Origin of the sequence: Helicobacter canis, from assembly GCF_900451095.1 — a bacterium.
Taxonomy (GTDB): Bacteria; Campylobacterota; Campylobacteria; order Campylobacterales; family Helicobacteraceae; genus Helicobacter_B; species Helicobacter_B zhangjianzhongii.
Genome location: NZ_UGHV01000001.1, coordinates 212,141 through 229,300, shown reverse-complemented (window position 1 = coordinate 229,300; position 17,160 = coordinate 212,141). Strand labels below are relative to the sequence as shown.

General features: G+C 46.4%; 17 protein-coding genes and 1 pseudogene. 4 read left to right on the top strand and 14 right to left on the bottom strand.

Annotated features, from left to right (window positions below; translation table 11 throughout):
- The 8 genes and pseudogenes from DX060_RS01140 to DX060_RS01110 all read right to left on the bottom strand — a co-directional run bounded on the left by DX060_RS01140 (position 1) and on the right by DX060_RS01110 (position 8,296).
- Positions 1-1,606: pseudogene (locus DX060_RS01140) on the bottom strand (type I restriction-modification system subunit M).
- A gap of 26 nt (positions 1,607-1,632) precedes the next feature.
- Positions 1,633-3,672 carry a tetratricopeptide repeat protein gene (locus tag DX060_RS01135; protein ID WP_115010763.1) on the bottom strand — a complete coding sequence of 680 codons (2,040 nt, stop codon included), beginning with the start codon at positions 3,670-3,672 and terminating at the stop codon, positions 1,633-1,635.
- Positions 3,673-3,688: 16 nt separating this feature from the next.
- Positions 3,689-3,829 (bottom strand): hypothetical protein, encoded by a 141-nt coding sequence (locus tag DX060_RS11075; RefSeq protein WP_181814120.1) that lies wholly within the window; start codon positions 3,827-3,829, stop codon positions 3,689-3,691.
- A gap of 20 nt (positions 3,830-3,849) precedes the next feature.
- The gene (gene recR, locus DX060_RS01130; RefSeq protein ID WP_115010762.1) at positions 3,850-4,434 is read right to left on the bottom strand and encodes a recombination mediator RecR; all 585 of its coding nucleotides are present in this window, start codon (positions 4,432-4,434) and stop codon (positions 3,850-3,852) included.
- A 21-nt stretch (positions 4,435-4,455) separates the two neighbouring features.
- Entirely contained in the window at positions 4,456-4,977 is a 522-nt protein-coding gene (ppa, locus tag DX060_RS01125; RefSeq protein ID WP_115010761.1) for an inorganic diphosphatase, read from the bottom strand.
- A 3-nt stretch (positions 4,978-4,980) separates the two neighbouring features.
- Complete coding sequence (locus tag DX060_RS01120) at positions 4,981-5,559, bottom strand: adenylate kinase (RefSeq protein WP_115010760.1); 579 nt, start codon at positions 5,557-5,559, stop codon at positions 4,981-4,983.
- Positions 5,560-5,568: 9 nt separating this feature from the next.
- Positions 5,569-7,314, bottom strand: coding sequence for an aspartate--tRNA ligase (gene aspS, locus DX060_RS01115; protein ID WP_115010759.1), 1,746 nt, complete (start codon positions 7,312-7,314; stop codon positions 5,569-5,571).
- Between the two features lie 13 nt (positions 7,315-7,327).
- On the bottom strand, positions 7,328-8,296 hold the full coding sequence (locus DX060_RS01110) for a chemotaxis protein (RefSeq protein WP_115010758.1): 969 nt from the start codon (positions 8,294-8,296) through the stop codon (positions 7,328-7,330).
- 112 nt (positions 8,297-8,408) lie between these two features.
- On the opposite strand from DX060_RS01110, the gene ligA reads away from it, so the two are divergent.
- Positions 8,409-10,385 (top strand): NAD-dependent DNA ligase LigA, encoded by a 1,977-nt coding sequence (ligA, locus tag DX060_RS01105; RefSeq protein ID WP_115010757.1) that lies wholly within the window; start codon positions 8,409-8,411, stop codon positions 10,383-10,385.
- Positions 10,386-10,453: 68 nt separating this feature from the next.
- Here ligA and DX060_RS01100 read toward each other — a convergent pair whose 3' ends face one another.
- Genes DX060_RS01100 through ndk form a run of 6 tightly spaced genes read right to left on the bottom strand, consistent with a single transcriptional unit; the run spans position 10,454 to position 14,144 of the window.
- Complete coding sequence (locus DX060_RS01100) at positions 10,454-11,200, bottom strand: YggS family pyridoxal phosphate-dependent enzyme (RefSeq protein ID WP_258552143.1); 747 nt, start codon at positions 11,198-11,200, stop codon at positions 10,454-10,456.
- Positions 11,175-12,155, bottom strand: coding sequence for a beta-ketoacyl-ACP synthase III (locus DX060_RS01095; protein WP_115010756.1), 981 nt, complete (start codon positions 12,153-12,155; stop codon positions 11,175-11,177). Before DX060_RS01095 ends, DX060_RS01100 begins: the two co-directional genes overlap by 26 nt.
- Positions 12,156-12,157: 2 nt before the next feature.
- Complete coding sequence (plsX, locus tag DX060_RS01090) at positions 12,158-13,165, bottom strand: phosphate acyltransferase PlsX (RefSeq protein ID WP_115010755.1); 1,008 nt, start codon at positions 13,163-13,165, stop codon at positions 12,158-12,160.
- Positions 13,166-13,204: 39 nt separating this feature from the next.
- The gene (gene rpmF / locus DX060_RS01085) at positions 13,205-13,354 is read right to left on the bottom strand and encodes a 50S ribosomal protein L32 (RefSeq protein WP_115010754.1); all 150 of its coding nucleotides are present in this window, start codon (positions 13,352-13,354) and stop codon (positions 13,205-13,207) included.
- Positions 13,326-13,706 carry a DUF177 domain-containing protein gene (locus tag DX060_RS01080; RefSeq protein WP_115012253.1) on the bottom strand — a complete coding sequence of 127 codons (381 nt, stop codon included), beginning with the start codon at positions 13,704-13,706 and terminating at the stop codon, positions 13,326-13,328. The genes rpmF and DX060_RS01080 overlap by 29 nt, the downstream gene beginning before the upstream one ends.
- Before the next feature lie 21 nt (positions 13,707-13,727).
- Positions 13,728-14,144, bottom strand: a complete 417-nt coding sequence (gene ndk / locus DX060_RS01075) for a nucleoside-diphosphate kinase (protein ID WP_115010753.1) — start codon at positions 14,142-14,144, stop codon at positions 13,728-13,730.
- Between the two features lie 254 nt (positions 14,145-14,398).
- Between ndk and DX060_RS01070 the strand changes: the two genes are divergently transcribed.
- From DX060_RS01070 to DX060_RS01060, 3 genes are read left to right on the top strand one after another with little or no spacing between them, the layout of a single operon-like run.
- Positions 14,399-14,839, top strand: coding sequence for a hypothetical protein (locus DX060_RS01070; RefSeq protein WP_115010752.1), 441 nt, complete (start codon positions 14,399-14,401; stop codon positions 14,837-14,839).
- A gap of 42 nt (positions 14,840-14,881) precedes the next feature.
- Positions 14,882-15,265: a hypothetical protein gene (locus tag DX060_RS01065; RefSeq protein WP_115010751.1), complete on the top strand. Its 384-nt coding sequence runs from the start codon at positions 14,882-14,884 to the stop codon at positions 15,263-15,265.
- Between the two features lies 1 nt (position 15,266).
- Entirely contained in the window at positions 15,267-17,117 is a 1,851-nt protein-coding gene (locus tag DX060_RS01060) for a lipoprotein N-acyltransferase Lnb domain-containing protein (protein ID WP_115010750.1), read from the top strand.
- Positions 17,118-17,160: the final 43 nt, after the last annotated feature.

The window sequence follows — 17,160 nt, the reverse complement described above, 5'->3', positions numbered from 1 at the left end:
CTAGCCCTCTAGGCTTGTGATGATAGAGTCTATTTGCGTCCTTAGGGCTGCTTGTCTCTCTACGATTTGGGCGATTTGTGCGTTTAGGTCGGTGATATTGATAACTTCCCTTGTGTCTTTTGGCGTGATGTAGGTGGAGGTGCTTAGATTGTAGTCATTAGCCCGTATTTCTTCCACACTTACTAAACGCGAGAAATGCTCTATATCTTCGCGTTTGGCATAGGCTTCTACTATGGTATTTATATGGGTGGATTCTAGGATATTTTTCTTTGTAACTTTGGTAAATTGCTCGCTTGCATCGATGAAAAGGGTGTGCATATTGGGCTTATTTTTCTTTAGCACGATGATAGAGGTGACGATATTTGTGCCGAAAAAGAGATTATCCGGGAGCTGGATAATGGTATCGATGAAGTTTTGATCGATTAGGTATTTGCGGATTTGCTTTTCTTTTTTGTCGCGGTAAAGCACGCCCGGGAACTCTACTATGGCACAAGTGCCAGAAGGAGAGAGCCAAGAGAGCATATGCATAGTGAAAGCTAGATCGGCATAGCCTTTAGGGGCTAGCACGCCAGCAGGGGCGAAGCGAGGGTCATTGATAAGCTTGGGGTCATCATCGCCTATCCATTTGGTAGAGTAAGGGGGATTTGACACAATGGCATCAAAGGGCTCATCATTTGCGTGCTTAGGCTCTAGGAGTGTGTCGCCTAGGGCTATGTCAAAATTCTCAAAGCCCACATTGTGCAAAAGCATATTGATACGGCAGAGATTATAAATAGTCGGGTTTATCTCCTGCCCGAAAAAGCCTTGCTTGACATTTGCGCTGCCTAGCACTTTGGCAAACTGCAAGAGCAGCGAGCCACTCCCGCAAGCTGGGTCATAGACTTTATTGACACTTTGCTTACCATAGCTTACAAGCCTTGCTAGTAGGTGGCTCACTTCCTGAGGGGTGAAAAACTCGCCCCCACTTTTGCCTGCGTTGCCCGCATACATACGCATAAGGTATTCATACGCATCGCCAAAGGTATCGATAGCATTATCACTATAATGCAAATCAAGCGTGGCTATGGCTTGCATCACCTTATAGAGCTTTTCATTGCGCTTTAGGAGAGTTTCTCCTAGATTTTTACTAGAATTGACATCAATATCGCTAAAAAGCTCTTTAAACTTGGCTTCACTTGCTGTGCCTATGGTGGAGGCTTCTATGCTTTCAAAGGTGTTGCTTAGGGTTTGGTTTAGGTTGGTGGTGTCGTGGGCGTGGGACTTTAGGACATTGCAAAAGAGCTGGCTTGGGTAGATGAAAAAGCCCTTTTCTCTAATGATAGCTTCGCGGCTCTTTTCATTTTCATCTATATCTTTATCGCTTAGATTTTCGTAGGCGTTGGGGTTGTCCCCCCCCCCCCGTTTGCATAGTGGCAGGGCTTATGCCTTGCTTGATATTGATATGGGCGGCTAGATTTTCACTGATAAAGCGGTAAAAAAGCATTCCTAGCACATACATTTTGAAATCCCAGCCATCGACACTGCCGCGCAGGTCATTAGCGACTTTCCAAATGGTAGAGTGCAGGGCATCTCTTTGGGCTTGGGTCTTATCTGGTGTGGGTTGCATTGGATCTCCTTAGAAGTGATATGGGGCTAAAAGCCAAAGCCTATGGTCAAAAACACGCCGTGCGCACCTGATCGCGCCTTGCTAGTAGAATCTAGCACCAAAATACTTGAATGCCTATCGCTATAAATATACCCGGTGTGATAGGTGTAGGACTGGTAGAGATACTGCACGCCTAGGCGCATAGATGATAGCTCAATGCCTACCCCAAATCCCACGCCTAGCATATCGCGCAGAGGGACACTTATATCGTGTGAGAGCTTGGAGAAATTGGCTAGATAATTGACTATCCCATAGGCTCGATAGATTTTATACTGCACGCCTGCTTGTATCCCAGAGCCAAAGAGTAGGGCAGAGACTCTACCGCTCTCTTCATCGCTCTTATCATCATCGCGCTCTTTCTCTCTAGCAAAATCCTCTGCGCTAAAAAGCCCTTGCCACGCTAGCTCGATAAATGGCGCAGCATAGAAAGATAGCGGCTGCTTTGCCGTGCTAAGCTCTATGCCTAGCCGCGCAGATCCTGCAAAAGACATCGCCTCATCATCAAGGATTTTGTGCATACCCTTAATCTCTGGGAAGCGCATAGCCCCCACACCTCCTAGCCCTAATTCACCAAAGAGCTTGATGATCTTTGGCTTGCTTGGGGGCAGAGCTTTGGCGGTGGATTTGGGAGTAGAATCCACTTTTTCAAAAGTGGATTCTAGGCTTTTGTTTTGACTTGGCTTTGGCGTGAGTGTAGGATCTAGCGGGCTATCATCATCGATAATGCTATCAACTGCGCTAGATAGGGCTAGGGCGGGATCTTGCTCGCTAGCAAGGCTTACGCAAATGCTCTCATTCTCGCATTTATCGGGGGATAGGTCATAGAGCTTTTGGCAGGCACTTGCCTCATAGAAGAGGTGATTGCAGCTTGTGGCGTAGTAGTCTTGCGCGCGGGCTTTGTCGCTTGCTAGTAGTGTATCGCCAAGGGCTTCACACGCTTTGGTGAAGTCATTGCGCACGCCGACTTCACAAGAATGTGTAAGAAAATTGTCCCTAGCTTTGTCCCTAGCTTGCAGGGCTAGGAAGTAGGCTGCTTGTGCCGAGCCTAGTGAAAACGCCTTTTGCAAAAGGCTAGAATCCTGTTTTTGCTGCCCTAGTAAGGCACACGCGCGGGCGTTGTTGTGATCGCAGAGCCTTTGCATATTTGCTGGGTCAAAGTTGGACTCTCCTAGTAAAAGCACCGCGCCATCGCCATAGGGATCAAGCCTAGCAGATTGCTTGTAGAAGTCTTTGGCTTTGGCGTGATTGGCTTGTAGATTGGCTAGTCCTAGGGCGTAGATCTCGCCTAGATACGCGCACGAAGTGGAGTCGTTTAGCTTGCAGCCTAGCGCGTAGAGATCAAGCCTCTTGCGCACTAGCTCTTCTAGCCCGGCACTTTTGGCACACGCAAGCCCATAGCCATTTTCACACGCGTGGGAGAAATACCACTGCGCGCTCTTTTTGGACTCTTTAAGGGCGATCTCTCCTGCTAGCACACAGCCCTCCAAAGTCCCCATAAGGCAGGCTTTTTTGTAGTATTTAAGGGCTAGCTTGTCGTTTTTAGCTAGCTCAAGCTCGCCCTTGTGATAGGCATTGCCCAAATGCACGCAATAATACCCATCAAGCTTAGAGTCTTGGCAGAGCTTTTCAAGATTGTCTAGCTCTCTAAACTCTGGGGCGGGGGCTTCTTTGACAAGCTTTTTGCTAGGGTCATATTGAAGCTTGATATAAAGATACTTGCTATCTTCATAGCGATCTAGGATTTTATAGCCGATATTATGCGCACCTGCATAGATTCTAACGCGCTCATTTGCCACGCTCTGCCCGCTCTCATCGGTGCTTTGCTCATACTCTGCTTGCACGCTTGTATTCAGCGATAGGCGCAATTCTTTCAATGCACGCGCGATCGCACTTGTCTCGCCCTCTTGCTTGCTTGCCTGCCCTATGGCGCAATGCTCCTGCTCGCAGATTTTGGATTCTACCCATTGGGGCTTAGGCTTTGCCCACATACTACACACACAGAGTCCAAGACATATCCACCATTTCATTTGCTGCTCCTTATGCCTAGCTCTTACCCAACTTTTGCAGTAGCAAGAAAATGACAAAAGCACCCGCGCTCACCACAGCGATCGTGCTAAATGCCTCAAAATACCCAAAGGGCGCACTTAAGTCAAACACGCGCATACCAAATAGTTCAAATCCCATAGCTAAGCCTTTGTGTAGTGTTAGAGCTTCACGCGCGCACTCAAAGCACGCGAGAGCGAGAGCTGGTCGATATTCTCAAGCCCGATCCCAGTAGGCACGCCTTGGGCGATCTTGCTAAATGACAGGGATAAATCTTGCAGCTTATCTTCGATAAAGAGCATTACCGCCTCATTTGCCAGACTTGGTGAAAAGGCAAAAATAACTTCTTGTATATGCTTGCTAGCTATGCGTGTGCGCACTTGGGCGAAGTCGATTTGCTCTAGCTCAGGAGATAGCACCCAATATTTGCCGTTAAAATCGCCCATTTCTTCAATGGTGAAAATATCTTTAGGGTGAAGCACGACACAAAGCTTTGTATCATCTCTGCTTTCATCAAGGCAGATTTCACAGATTTCATTCTCACTTACAGAGCCACACACCACGCAAGTCCTGATGTGCTGGATCGAAGTTTCTATGCAATGAGCGAGCTTTAGGGCTAGGTATTTGTTTTCAATAGCTAGGAGATAGGCGATTTTCTGCGCACTTTTGCGCCCAATGGTTGGGATCTGCTCTAGAGATTCTACAAGCGCGCTAAAACGCGCGAGAGACTTTCTGTATAGATTCATAAAGCAAGCAAGCCTGCTGCGCTATTTGGCGAAGTTTTTTATAGACTGCTGCAAGATCGCAACGGCTGCGGCTTTGTCTTTATACTCTTTGACTTTGACCCATTTGTTTGGCTCTAGCATTTTGTAGGTTTCAAAGAAGTTTTTGATCCTATCGCGCGTGATTTGGGGCAAGTCATCTAGGGAGCTGATCTTGTCATAGCGCGGATCGATTTTGCTAACAGGCAGGGCGAGCAGCTTCTCGTCCATTCCGCTCTCATCTTCCATAATCAGCACGCCAATCAAGCGCACTTTGATCACGCTTCCAGCTTGCAGGGGGTATTCATTGAGCACCAAAATATCCACAGGATCGCCATCATCAGCGAGTGTGTGAGGGATAAAGCCATAGTTTGCAGGATAAAACATCGCGCTATACATCACTCTATCGACCACCACCGCGCCAGAATCCTTATCGACTTCATACTTCACGCTTGAGCCATAGGGGATTTCGATAATGGCGTTGATATTATCTGGGATTTCTCCTAGGGGGATTTTTTCTACATTCATTTTCTATCCTTTAATGTGAGATATGACATAGGCATTCATTTCTTCTACAATCTCTTCAATCGTGCGCTCGCCATTGATCGTGTGTAGCAGATCCTTTGCTCCATAAAATGCGCGGATCTCTGCCAAAGGCTCTAAAAATACACGCATACGATTATTAAAGACCTCTTCATTATCATCAGCCCCTCTCGCACGCCCTAGCACGCGATCTTTAGCGACTTGCTCGCTTACTGCTACTTCTATGACTTTAGCAAGCTTGACATTGCTTTGCTCGGCAAGCTTGCTATGCAGGGCTTGCATTTGCTCGACACTTCTAGGGTAGCCATCAATTAGCACGATGTCTTTGGGCGCGTTTGCTAGGGCATTGACGATAGTTTGGACGACTATGTCTAGTGGCACGAGATTGCCTTTAGCGATAATATCGCCGATGATCTTGCCTTGATCTGATCCGCTTGCGACTTCTTCGCGTAGCAAATCGCCCGTGGAGTAATGCACGATCGTGTCGGCATTGCGCTTAGCTATGGCTTGCGCATCGGTGGTCTTGCCAGAGCCGGGGGCTCCAATGATGAGAAATAACTGCTTCATAGTTGCTCCTTATGATGATGGATTGCGTAGGCGGATATGCAGCTCGCGCAAAAGCTCTTCACCCACTTTGCTTGGTGCTTCTGTGAGTGGGCAAGCGGACCTTTGTGTCTTGGGGAAAGCGATCACATCGCGGATACTTCCTGCCCCGCTGATAAGCATAGCCAGCCGATCAAGCCCTATGGCAAAGCCTCCGTGTGGCGGTGCGCCATAGCTTAGGGCATCAAGCAAGAATCCAAACTTCTCTTTTGCCTCTTGCTCGTTTATCCCAAGTAGCTTAAAGACTTGCTGCTGGGTAGAATCCTTGTGGATTCTCATACTTCCACCGCCTAGCTCTATGCCATTTAGCACCACATCATACGCGATAGATTCTATCTGCTCTATGTCGCTTTTGTCCAAATCTTTAGGCATTGTGAAAGGATGGTGCAATGCCGCGATAGAGCCATCATCGCTGCGCTCAAACATAGGGAAATCCACCACCCATAAAAACGCCATTTTGTTTGTATCAATTAGCCCCAAATCTTTGGCGATTTTCTGTCGTAAGCGTCCCATATAATCCCATATCACGCGCTTTTCTCCCGCGCCAAAAAAGATTATATCTCCTTGTTTTGCTCCTGTGCGCTCTAAGATTGTCTTTAACCCATTTGGCGAGAGAAACTTGACAAGCGGTCCTTTTGGCTCATCTTTTAGCTGGATATAGGCTAGCCCTTTCGCGCCAAATCCACGCACAAATTCTTCAGCTTCGCTTAAACTCTTGCGGCTAAAGAGACTATCCCCATCTTTTATGCACAGAGCCTTTATGCGCTGCTTATGCGTGTCTTTGGCGATTGCGGCAAAAATCTCATTACTAGAATCCACAAACGCATCGCCCACTTCAACAAGCTCTAGCCCATAGCGTAAATCTGGCTTATCGCTGCCATATTTCTCCATAGCTTGCGCATAGGGCAGGCGCGCAAATGGCGTAGTGAGCTGCACGCCCACTGTGGCAAAAATATCGCACAAAAGCTGCTCGCAAACGCCCATCACATCTTCTTGTGTGCAAAAGCTCATCTCTACATCAATTTGCGTAAATTCCGGCTGTCTATCAGCGCGTAAATCTTCATCGCGGAAGCAGCGTGCAATTTGAAAATACCGATCAAACCCCCCTACCATTAAGAGCTGCTTGAAAAGCTGCGGGCTTTGAGGCAGGGCAAAAAAGCTCCCATCATACACACGACTAGGCACGAGATAGTCTCTAGCCCCTTCAGGTGTCTGCTTGGTCAAAATAGGCGTCTCCACTTCTAAAAAGCCCATTTTCTGCAGGCTATTTCTCGCTGCTATACTAATATCACTACGCATTTTAAAGATGTCATAAGCCTTTTTGGAGCGCAGGGTTAGATAGCGGTATTTTAGGCGTAGCTCCTCGCTTGTGTTTTCATCGTTTATGGGGATTGGCAGGGTTTTGGCTTTGTTTTCTATGGTGAGATTCTCTAGCACGATTTCTACTTTGCCGGTTTTTAGCTTTGGATTCTCAAGTCCTGCCCCACGCGCTCGCACAAGCCCGGTAGCAAGCAGCACAAACTCATCTCGCACGAGATTTGCCTGCTTGTATGCGCTAGATTCTGGATCGCACACAAGCTGCACGATCCCACTATGATCGCGCAAGTCGATAAATATCACGCCCCCGTGATCGCGGTAGGTATTGCACCAGCCACATACTTCCACGCGCTGCCCGATAAGCTCCTCACTAATTTCTGCGCATAAATGCGTCCGTAACATCGCCACTGCTCCTTTAGCCTAAAAATTTTCGCAATAAATCTTGCACTTGCAAAGGATCTGATTTTGAGATAAATCCATCGGCGTGGAGACTTGAAGCCATTTCAAGATTAGAATCATTGCTCATAGAGGAATTAACAATCACAGGGAGATTTCTGGATTCTACGCGCCCTTTGATTTGCTTAAGCACTTCAAAGCCGGAGATGACAGGCATTTCAAGATCTGTGATCACAGCCCCCACTTGCTCTAGCACGCCATCAGAGTAGAGATAATCCAGCAATGCACGCCCATTGCTAAACGATATATAGCGGACATTCAGCTTTTCTAAAACTGACTCTAATGCCTTAGAAGCCGACTTAGAATCCTCTGCCATAAGCACGAGTTTATCACTATTGATTGTGCCTAGCACATCGATTTTGAGCTTGCGCCCAAACTCTTGATCAGGGAAGGCATCGGCTACCATTTTTTCTACATCAAGGATTTGGATCACAGAGCCATCATCGTATTTGGTCGTGGCAGTTACCTTGCTATCCCCATCAAAGCCAAATTCACTCCCCACGGTAATGTCATTCCAATTTTTGTTGATGATGCGCTTCACGCCTAGAATCTTAAGCCCTACATTTTGGTTAGAAAAATTACAAATGACTACAAGGCTTTTTTGCGAGCTGATTGAGAATGGGCGCAGGTCTTTTTGGGGGTTTTGTGAGTTGAAATACAGCCAGCGGCGCATATCCACAAGGGGCATAGACTCTCCACGCACGGTCAAAAAGCCCAGCACAAGCCCGTCATTCTCCCCAGCAGTCTCTGTCAAATCTCCATCATAGTAGATAATCTCGCGCACTTTAAATACATTGATCGCATATAGCTGCATACCGATATGCTCGCCGTGTAGCTCTACGGATTCTGGATCATCAAGCGTGAAGCATAGAAACTGCGCTTCATTATTGAGATGAAGACTCGTGGTTTGATCAATATCTTTTATCACGCCTATGCTCCTTGTGCTAGAGAGTGTGTCTGGATAGGTGGAATGGCTTAAACTTAAAAAATGTATAATTTTACATAGCTTATGTTAAAAAACACTTATAAAAAGGACAAAAATGCTACGAAGCAAGGAGCAATACCTAAGCGCGCTAAAGACACTACAAACTTACGCGTATGCTTACTATGTGCTTGATGATCCAATCGCTAGCGATGAGGAATACGACATACTCTATCATCAAGTCAAAGCCTATGAGAGCAAGCACCCCCAAGACACTCTGCCAGAGTCCCCCACGCAGCGCGTAGGTGGCGGTGTGCTAGAGGGATTTGAGAAGCACACACATAAGCAGAGAATGTGGAGTCTTGATGATGTCTTTAGCGTGCAGGAGCTAGAGGAGTGGGTGGAGCGACTGCATAGACAATATCCACACGCTAGCTTTGTATGCTCGCCGAAGTTTGATGGCGCATCGCTTAATCTCTGCTATGAAAACGGCGTGCTAGTGAGTGCTGCCACAAGGGGCGATGGACTCATTGGCGAAGAGGTGCTGCAAAATGCCAAGACAATCCACTCTATCCCACTTACAATCCCTCATAAAGACACGATTGAAATCCGCGGTGAAGTCGTGATAAAACGAGCGGATTTTGCCGCGCTTAATGCCACTAGAGCAGAGCAGGGCTTGCCACTTTTTGCCAATCCGCGCAATGCCGCAGCAGGCTCACTGCGCCAGCTAGATAGCGCGATCACTGCCCAAAGGAAGCTGCTGTTTATCCCGTGGGGCATTGGCTTTAGCGCGATGAAGATCTCTGCTAGCTTTTATGAGACAATGCGCTTTGTGGAAAAAAGTGGATTCTACCCCATAATGCGCCATATCCGCCAAGCTAGCAACGCCCAAGAAATCCACGCCTACTATGAGTATCTACAACAACAGCGCGATGGCTTTGCGATGATGCTAGATGGTATGGTGGTGATGATAGATAGCTTTGCCCTGCAAGATGAGCTAGGCTGGACGATCAAGTCTCCTCGCTTTGCTTGTGCGTATAAATTCCCAGCGGTTGAGAAGATCACGCAAATCCTTTCTATCACCAATCAAGTAGGGCGCACAGGCGTGATCACACCCGTAGCAGAGCTAGAGCCTATCGAGATTGAAGGTGCTATGATCACGCGCGCTAGTTTGTATAATTACAGCGATATTGAGAAAAAGGGCATTTATCTTAATGACTTTGTCATCATTATCCGCAGTGGCGATGTGATCCCTAAAATCATTAAGCCCTTAGTCGCTAGGCGCGATGGCTCTCAAACCCCTATCCTCCCTCCTACAACCTGCCCAGAATGCCACTCACACTTGGTGCAAGAAGAAGTAGCCTTGCGCTGCTGCAACCTCTCGTGCAAAGCTCGCATAGTCGAGTCTATCGTGTATTTTGCGAGCAAAAAGGCATTAAACATCGATGGGCTAGGCGAGAAGCTAGTCTATCAGCTCTATGAAGCTGGGCTCATTGCCTCTATCCTTGATCTTTATGTCCTTGATAAGCAAAGCCTGCTATCTCTAGAGGGCTTTAAAGACAAAAAGGCAAGCAATCTCCTAAATGCCATTTCTGCCACTAAGCATATCGCGCTATGGCGGTTTATCAACGCGCTAGGCATTACACATATTGGCGAGTGGGCGAGCAAGGAGCTAGAGAGAAGCTTTGGGCTTGACTGCTTTGCAAAAAGCTATGAAGAGATTATCGCCATTAGTGGCTTTGGGCAGGAGATGGCGCGAAGCTTTGTGGAGTTTGTGCGTATCAATGCCGAGTTTATCAACAGGCTTTTAGCACTCATTGAGCCTACACCCCTAGAATCCACTTTTGAAAAAGTGGATTCTAGCCCCATAGCTAATCTAAGCTTTGTCATCACCGGCACACTGAGTGTCCCGCGCGATGTGATGAAGCAAAGACTAGAAGACCTAGGCGCGCGCGTAAGCTCTAGTGTGAGTAAAAAGACAGATTTCGTGCTGTGTGGGGTGGATTCTGGGAGCAAGGAGCAAAAGGCTAGGGAGCTTGGCGTGCGTATTATCGATGAAGCAGGATTAGAGCAATTACTAGCAGCTAAGTCCTAGATCTAGCTTATCGTGCTTGCTATGACTATGGAGAGAGCGGCAAAGTGTCGCTAGATCACTTTCAAGCATCAAACAAACAATGCCGAGCCGATACGCACCATATTTGCCCCTTGTTTAATCGCATAGGCAAAGTCCCCGCTCATACCCATAGACAAAGTCTCTACACCTGCAAAGTGCGCTTGCAGCGTATCATACAGGGCTTTTGTCCTAGCAAAGCTCTCTTCTATGGCTTGTGTATCGTGCGTGTGCGCACCTATACACATAAGCCCTTGTAAGCGCAAATGCGGGCAATGCGCACGGATATGGGCGAAAGCATCACAAGTGGATTCTAGGGAGAAGCCGTGCTTGCTAGGCTCATTTGCGGCATTGACTTGCAAAAGCACAGGCTGGATTCTATCCTTTGCGCGGCATTTTTCATCAAGGCTTAGGGCTAGCTCTAGGGAGTGGATAGAGTGGATTAGAGTGGGGCTTAGGGCTAGGAGGGAGTTGATTTTATTGCGCTGGAGTGTGCCGATGAAATGCCACTCAATGGGAGGATTAGCTGGCGCAGTGGGGGCTAGATCGCTTAATGCGCTGCAAAATCCACGCTGCTTATCGCGCAAATCTTGCACCCTGTTTTCGCCAAAGGCATATTGCCCAGCAAGGTAGAGTGCGCGCATAGAATCTAGATTTTGGTATTTACTTACAGCGATGAGTTTGATTGTGTGTTTGCTGAGATTGTGCTGCTTTTGGTATTGTGCGGCGGCGGTTTGGATTTGCTGGGTGATGTGGGCGAGATTGTGTGCTAGATTATGCATATAGTGGTGTGCCGCCAAAATACACCAACGCCGACCCCCAAGTAAATCCCCCGCCAAAGGCATCAAGCAACATAAGATCGCCTTTTTTAAGTCTCTTAGCCTTGTAGGCTTCATCGATTGCCATAGGGATACTTGCTGCTGAGGTATTGCCATATTTCTGCACGGTTATGATGACTTGATCATCGCGCAAGCCTAGCTGCTCGCCTACTGCGGAGATTATGCGCAAGTTTGCTTGATGAGGGATAAAGAGATTGATAGCTTCAGGGGAGAGATGATTGCGCTCTAGGATATGGATCACATCGGCAGTAAGTGTGCGCACTGCGTGCTTGAAGACTTCGCTGCCTTTCATTTGCAGCTTGCCGCCTGCGCCATCGCTAGATTTTTGCGGTGTCATTAGCAAGTCGCTATATGTGCCATTTGCGCCGATATGGACATCAAGGATAGATTCTGCTTTGTCTTGTGTGCGTGAGATGACAGCAGCCCCCGCCCCATCGCCAAAAAGCACGCAAGTCCCCCTATCGCTAAAGTCTAGGACATTGCTGACTTTTTCTGCTCCCACAATAAGCACATTGCGATATGTGCCTGACTCTACAAAGCTCTTTGCCACGGAGAGTAGGTAGATAAACCCCGTGCAAGCAGCAGTTATATCAAAGGCTGGGACATCAACTATGCCAAGCCCAGCACTGATCAAGCACGCATTGCTAGGCATAGCCATAAAATCTGGGCTAAGGGTCGCGCAAATAACTAGATCTATATCTTTGGCTGTGAGATTGGCTCGCTCTATGGCTAGGGAGGCTGCTTTGATCCCTAGATCACTGCTACCTTCATCATCGCTTGCAAAGTAGCGAGATCTGATCCCTGTGCGTTTGGTGATCCACTCATCGCTTGTATCAAGCGTGCTTTCAAACTCTGCATTTGGGACACAGCGACTTGGCACAAATGATGCGATAGAGCGCATAGCAGCATAATACATCTCTACTCCTTGCTGGCAAATGCCTGGGCTATGCGCTCACACACTTTGGCTTCACACGCTCGCAATGCTTGATATACGGCATTTTCTATGGCGCGGGCGTTAGATTTTCCGTGGCTGATTATGGCGACTTTTTTGACCCCAAGCAGTGGCGCACCGCCATACTCGGCGTAATCGACCTTTTTCTTAAGATTGGCAAATGCGCCTTTAAGTAGCAGCCCACCTAGCAGGCGCAAAGGAGATGACTTAATCTCTTGTTTTAGGATAGTGCTTATAGAGCTTGAGACACCTTCACTTGCCTTTAGCACGAGATTCCCGCTAAAGCCATCGCATACGATGACATCAACACTGCCATTAAATATGTCATTGCCCTCTACATTGCCCTTGAAAAATGCATAGGGCTTCAGCATAGCAAAGGCGGCTTTTGTGAGTTCATTGCCTTTAGATTCTTCCTCGCCATTTGCTAAAAGCCCCACGCGGATAGCGTTTTCATCATAGCCCATCACGCCTCGCGCGTATTCATAGCCCATTATCGCAAACTCCACTAGGTATTCAGGCTTGCAGTCGGTGTTTGCCCCGGCATCTAGGATCATACTAGGCTTATCTGTGATAGTGGGCATAAGTGTGCAAATAGCAGGGCGCGACACGCCATCAATGCGCCCAAGCCGTAGAGTCGCTAGACTCATAGTCGAGCCGCTATGCCCGGGTGATACAAGTGCATTAGCTTTGCCCTCTCGCACAAGCTCTGTGGCGATATAAATCGATGAATCCTTGCGCTTTAGGGCATCGGTGGCACTCTCTTCCATACGGATATAGTCGCTACAATGCACCACTTCTACGCGCTCATTTGCCCCATACGCCACGCTACTTTGGGAAAGCACAGGGACTATCTCGCGCTCATCGCCTACAAGCAGCACCTTGCACTCACGCGCTTTGCTCGCTGCAATAGCACCTTGCACAATGGGCGCGACTCCGTGGTCAGCCCCCATCACATCAACAGCTATTTTCCACATCTCTACTCCTTAGCGGTTGGCTAAACGCGATTTAGTGAGTTATTTATATGAGCCACTAAATTTATTGATATGGTGTGGGAGCTTCCAGCTGCCGTCTTTGTCTTTGATCGGTTTTGCTAGGGCGATTTTGTAGTGAGTCCTGCGTTTTGCTGCTCTTGTTTTACTTACTCGTCTCTTTGGCACTGCCATAGTGGTCTCCTTTATTATGATAGTCAAGCTTGATGGATTCTATCTCGCTTTGTAAGATAGAATCCAAATCGACAAAGCCATCAAAACACTCAATCACATCAAGTGCATCAAAGCGTTGGCTTTGTATATCCCAGAATCCATCTGCGATATACAAAACCAACTTTTCATCAATCTCTTGTAAAAATTCTTCCCCACTTCTATCGCATATCAGCTCTATTTGACCCTTTAGGCTCGCATCGATACAAAACAGCCCCTTTTCTTTGGCAAAGATTTCGCCCTTGAAGCAAAGCCCTTGCGCACATAGCTCAAATGGCTTTGGTGTGGCGGAGATCTTTTTAGCCTGTATGCGCATAGCAAGCACACGCCGCTAGATCTAGCAAATCTCTCTAGCAGCGAAGAAAAACGCGATTTCATTACGCGCATTCTCTAGGCTATCGCTGCCATGCACGGCATTAGCATCAATACTTTGCGCAAAATCCGCACGGATCGTGCCGGGCTTGGCTTCTTTGGGGTTTGTCGCGCCCATTAGATCGCGGTTTTTGCTCACGGCATTATCCCCTTCTAGCACCATCGCTACCACTGGACCGCTGATCATAAACTCTACAAGATCGTTGAAAAATGGTCGGTCTTTATGGATAGCGTAGAATGCTTGCGCATCGCATTTAGATAGTTGAAGCTTCTTCATCGCAGCAATTCTTAAGCCATTGCTCTCAAAGCGATCGATGATTTTGCCGATCACGCCTTTTTGCACGGCATCAGGCTTGATGATAGAGAGAGTCTGCTCTGCCATAAAATCTCCTTAACAATAAGTCAAATGTAGTAAATAGAATTTGCGATTATAAGCCCATAATGCTTAAAAAATAATAATTATATAAGCATTCCACGCACTCTTGCTACTCTCTGCATAGATTGTCAATGTTACAGAAAGTATCATAATGTTTGCAGACACTACTATACTTTAGATTTTAAAGATTTTAAGCTGTTTTTTTTTTTTTTTTTGATTGAATCACTTTTCAATTTCAACATAAGGAATAAGGAGCAGTAATGCGAATGTTATCTATGTGGTCTTTTGGTGCGATTCTTCTCGCTTTTGGTGTGATTTTCACAGGCTGTGCGACTATCACAAGTGGTCCCAAGGAGCAAGTCTCACTTGTAGCTTCAAATGGCGATAAGGTTGTAGTAACTATTAGCGGGCAAAAGGTGCGCCTCCCAGCCACCTTGCAGCTTAAAAGAAAGGGTGAGATGATACATTTGTATTCAGCAGATAATCCAAACTATCAAGATAGCTCTATCAACTCGCAAGCAATCGGTAGAAATGAAATTATGTTGCCAGAAAATCCGCTTATGTTCCTTAATATACTTGGTGTATTTGCATTTATTTTGCCGGGCTTTACTAGTATGATTGTGGATCAAACTAGTGGCAGTGCTTTTAAATACTCCAACAAGCAACTTGTTTTGCCTGTATATCCAAAATGTGTCAAATGAGATATGTGTAGGTTTATTGGGGTTATTGTAGCAAGGATCTTAATGCTAGGTATGCTTCTTTGCCTAAGTGGCTGTGGGCTTATCACCAATGGCACAACACAAAAGGTGCTTATTAACACTTCAAATGGCAAAAGTGTCGTGGCTACTATAAATGGACAAAAAGTGCAAGTCCCAGCAGAGTTAAAAATTAGCAGAAAAAAGGGAGCAAGCATTCAGGTGTTCAATGCAGATAATCCTAGATATGAAGATTCATTTTTTAGTATTGCAGGACAAGATGAAATGAGTGTCGGTGTGTGGCTGGATATTCTTGGTATTTTCTTATATATATTGCCCGGGCTTATAAGTGTTGGGGTAGATTTTGCCACAGGCGGAGCGTATCAGTATTCAAATACAACTTGGATCATTCCTGTGAGAGAAAAGACATAAATTGCGCGTAGTTTTTCTAGCATTATGGGCTTGTCTTTGTGCAAGTCCGCTGGTAGCCAGCCAAGCTTCATTGAGTGTTGGCATTTCAAGTATTGATTTTCGTGTAGATTCTGCCACTTTGCGTGAGACTCTTCTCGCACTTCCTGTTCCGCAATCCCCCACTTGGAGAGCTCTGCTCCACTACCAAAATAATCACTCAAGTATCCCTAAGCAATCCCAAAAATCGACATTTTTCTTGCACAAAAAGGGGCATAAAAATCCGCGATTAGAATATATCGCTACCATAAATAGCCTAATAAACGCAATAGATTCTAGTGGGTTAAAGGCAAATGGCAATGAGCGAGAGTTTGCCTGCTTGTATCCTGCGAGATTACAGCTTATTGAATTGTATTTGCAAAATCTAGTAGCAAGTAGCACGACAAATGCGCTAGCTTATAAACAAGCCTTGCAGGCGATTCTAGCTTATGGGCAAAGCACGCTATGCAAGGGCTTGCAAGAGTTTTTGGCTCTTGTGCCAATTGATGAAATCTGGCTTGAGTTTGCCGCAGAGAGCGACATATATCCGGGCTCTAGTATGGGGCATATCTATTTGCGCTTGCTTGGAGAAAGCCAGCAAGACATAGATACAGAGGCTGGAGACATAAAAATCGTGCGTAAAAAAGGCGACATACAAGAATATGGTATGAGCTACTACGCAATTTTAAGCGAGTTTTTTAATCCGCTCGATTATATCCGCGCGATGTTTGGTAGCTTAACAGGCTATTACGCGCTAACTCCTTATAGCAATCTCTCCACAGAATATTTAGAGAATCAATCTCGCGTGCTTTATCGCTTCAAGCTAGAATCCACTTTTTCACAGCGCGAGCTGTTTAGGCTGCATTTGTGGGAGCTAAAAGATAGGCAAATCCACTACGCTTTCATCACTCATAACTGCACCGATGGGATCGCACAGATCCTAAGCGTGCTAGATTCTAGCTATGGATTTAAGAAATTTAAGCCTTTTATCACGCCAGCTACTTACATTAAGCGCCTAGATTCAACGGGGCAGATTGCCACACAAGAGTGGCTCGCACCACCACATAAACAGAAATTCATCAATCGCTTTGGGGTAAATGATATTTTGCACTCCTATCCAAATAGCAAGCTAACGCTAGATTATGAGCAGGGCAATCTACTCTCTTTTTATCTCGCACCAATTTACTCTGCTATCACAAATGCGGATTCTAGCTACAAGGAGCATATAGAATCTAGACTTTTTGCCATAGAGGGTAAAATCGCACTAGATTCTAGCTTGACCACTCGCCAAGAGCGTGCTTTTCTCTCTCAAATTGAGCTGTTGCATTTGTATTCTTTGGCGGATTTTTATCGCACGCATACGCTATCTAAGCTTATCTCTGTGCGCCTAGAATCTAACCTCTACCAGTATGAAGCTAGCAATGCTTTTGGTGCTTTTATAAATCGCCAGACAAGGCTTTTTCCAACCATTGAAAGCGGGCTTGGGTTTAGCGCGTATGCTAGGTATTTGACATTTTTTGCACTGCCATTTCTTGGCTATCGCTATGAAGTGATTCATAATCCCTACATTGCTATGAGACTTGGTGTGATCGCACGCCTCCCCAGAGTCAAAGCTATCGTAGAATCAAGTTTGTATTATGATATTTTGGGAAATAATCGCGGCTATGACTCAAGGCTGCGTGGCTTTCTTGGGATAAATCTCTATACAAGCAAACATTTCGCACTAGATGTATTTGTAGATTCTAGTGTATATTGGAATCTACTCCCCAACACACGCATTATCTATGAGACACAGCATTTGTGGCAGACAAAAGCTGGCATATCACTGCATTTTTAGCATTATGGCAGGCTTGAGTCCCTTGTGCTTTGGGATATAATTA

Excerpts from the sequence above, each read along its gene's own strand:
- DX060_RS01135 (WP_115010763.1), bottom strand. The coding sequence starts at position 3,672 with ATGAAATGGTGGATATGTCTTGGACTCTGTGTGTGTAGTATGTGGGCA.
- DX060_RS11075 (WP_181814120.1), bottom strand. The coding sequence starts at position 3,829 with ATGGGATTTGAACTATTTGGTATGCGCGTGTTTGACTTAAGTGCGCCC.
- recR (WP_115010762.1), bottom strand. The coding sequence starts at position 4,434 with ATGAATCTATACAGAAAGTCTCTCGCGCGTTTTAGCGCGCTTGTAGAA.
- ppa (WP_115010761.1), bottom strand. The coding sequence starts at position 4,977 with ATGAATGTAGAAAAAATCCCCCTAGGAGAAATCCCAGATAATATCAAC.
- DX060_RS01120 (WP_115010760.1), bottom strand. The coding sequence starts at position 5,559 with ATGAAGCAGTTATTTCTCATCATTGGAGCCCCCGGCTCTGGCAAGACC.
- aspS (WP_115010759.1), bottom strand. The coding sequence starts at position 7,314 with ATGTTACGGACGCATTTATGCGCAGAAATTAGTGAGGAGCTTATCGGG.
- ligA (WP_115010757.1), top strand. The coding sequence starts at position 8,409 with ATGCTACGAAGCAAGGAGCAATACCTAAGCGCGCTAAAGACACTACAA.
- DX060_RS01095 (WP_115010756.1), bottom strand. The coding sequence starts at position 12,155 with ATGTATTATGCTGCTATGCGCTCTATCGCATCATTTGTGCCAAGTCGC.
- plsX (WP_115010755.1), bottom strand. The coding sequence starts at position 13,165 with ATGTGGAAAATAGCTGTTGATGTGATGGGGGCTGACCACGGAGTCGCG.
- rpmF (WP_115010754.1), bottom strand. The coding sequence starts at position 13,354 with ATGGCAGTGCCAAAGAGACGAGTAAGTAAAACAAGAGCAGCAAAACGC.
- DX060_RS01080 (WP_115012253.1), bottom strand. The coding sequence starts at position 13,706 with ATGCGCATACAGGCTAAAAAGATCTCCGCCACACCAAAGCCATTTGAG.
- ndk (WP_115010753.1), bottom strand. The coding sequence starts at position 14,144 with ATGGCAGAGCAGACTCTCTCTATCATCAAGCCTGATGCCGTGCAAAAA.
- DX060_RS01070 (WP_115010752.1), top strand. The coding sequence starts at position 14,399 with ATGCGAATGTTATCTATGTGGTCTTTTGGTGCGATTCTTCTCGCTTTT.
- DX060_RS01065 (WP_115010751.1), top strand. The coding sequence starts at position 14,882 with ATGCTAGGTATGCTTCTTTGCCTAAGTGGCTGTGGGCTTATCACCAAT.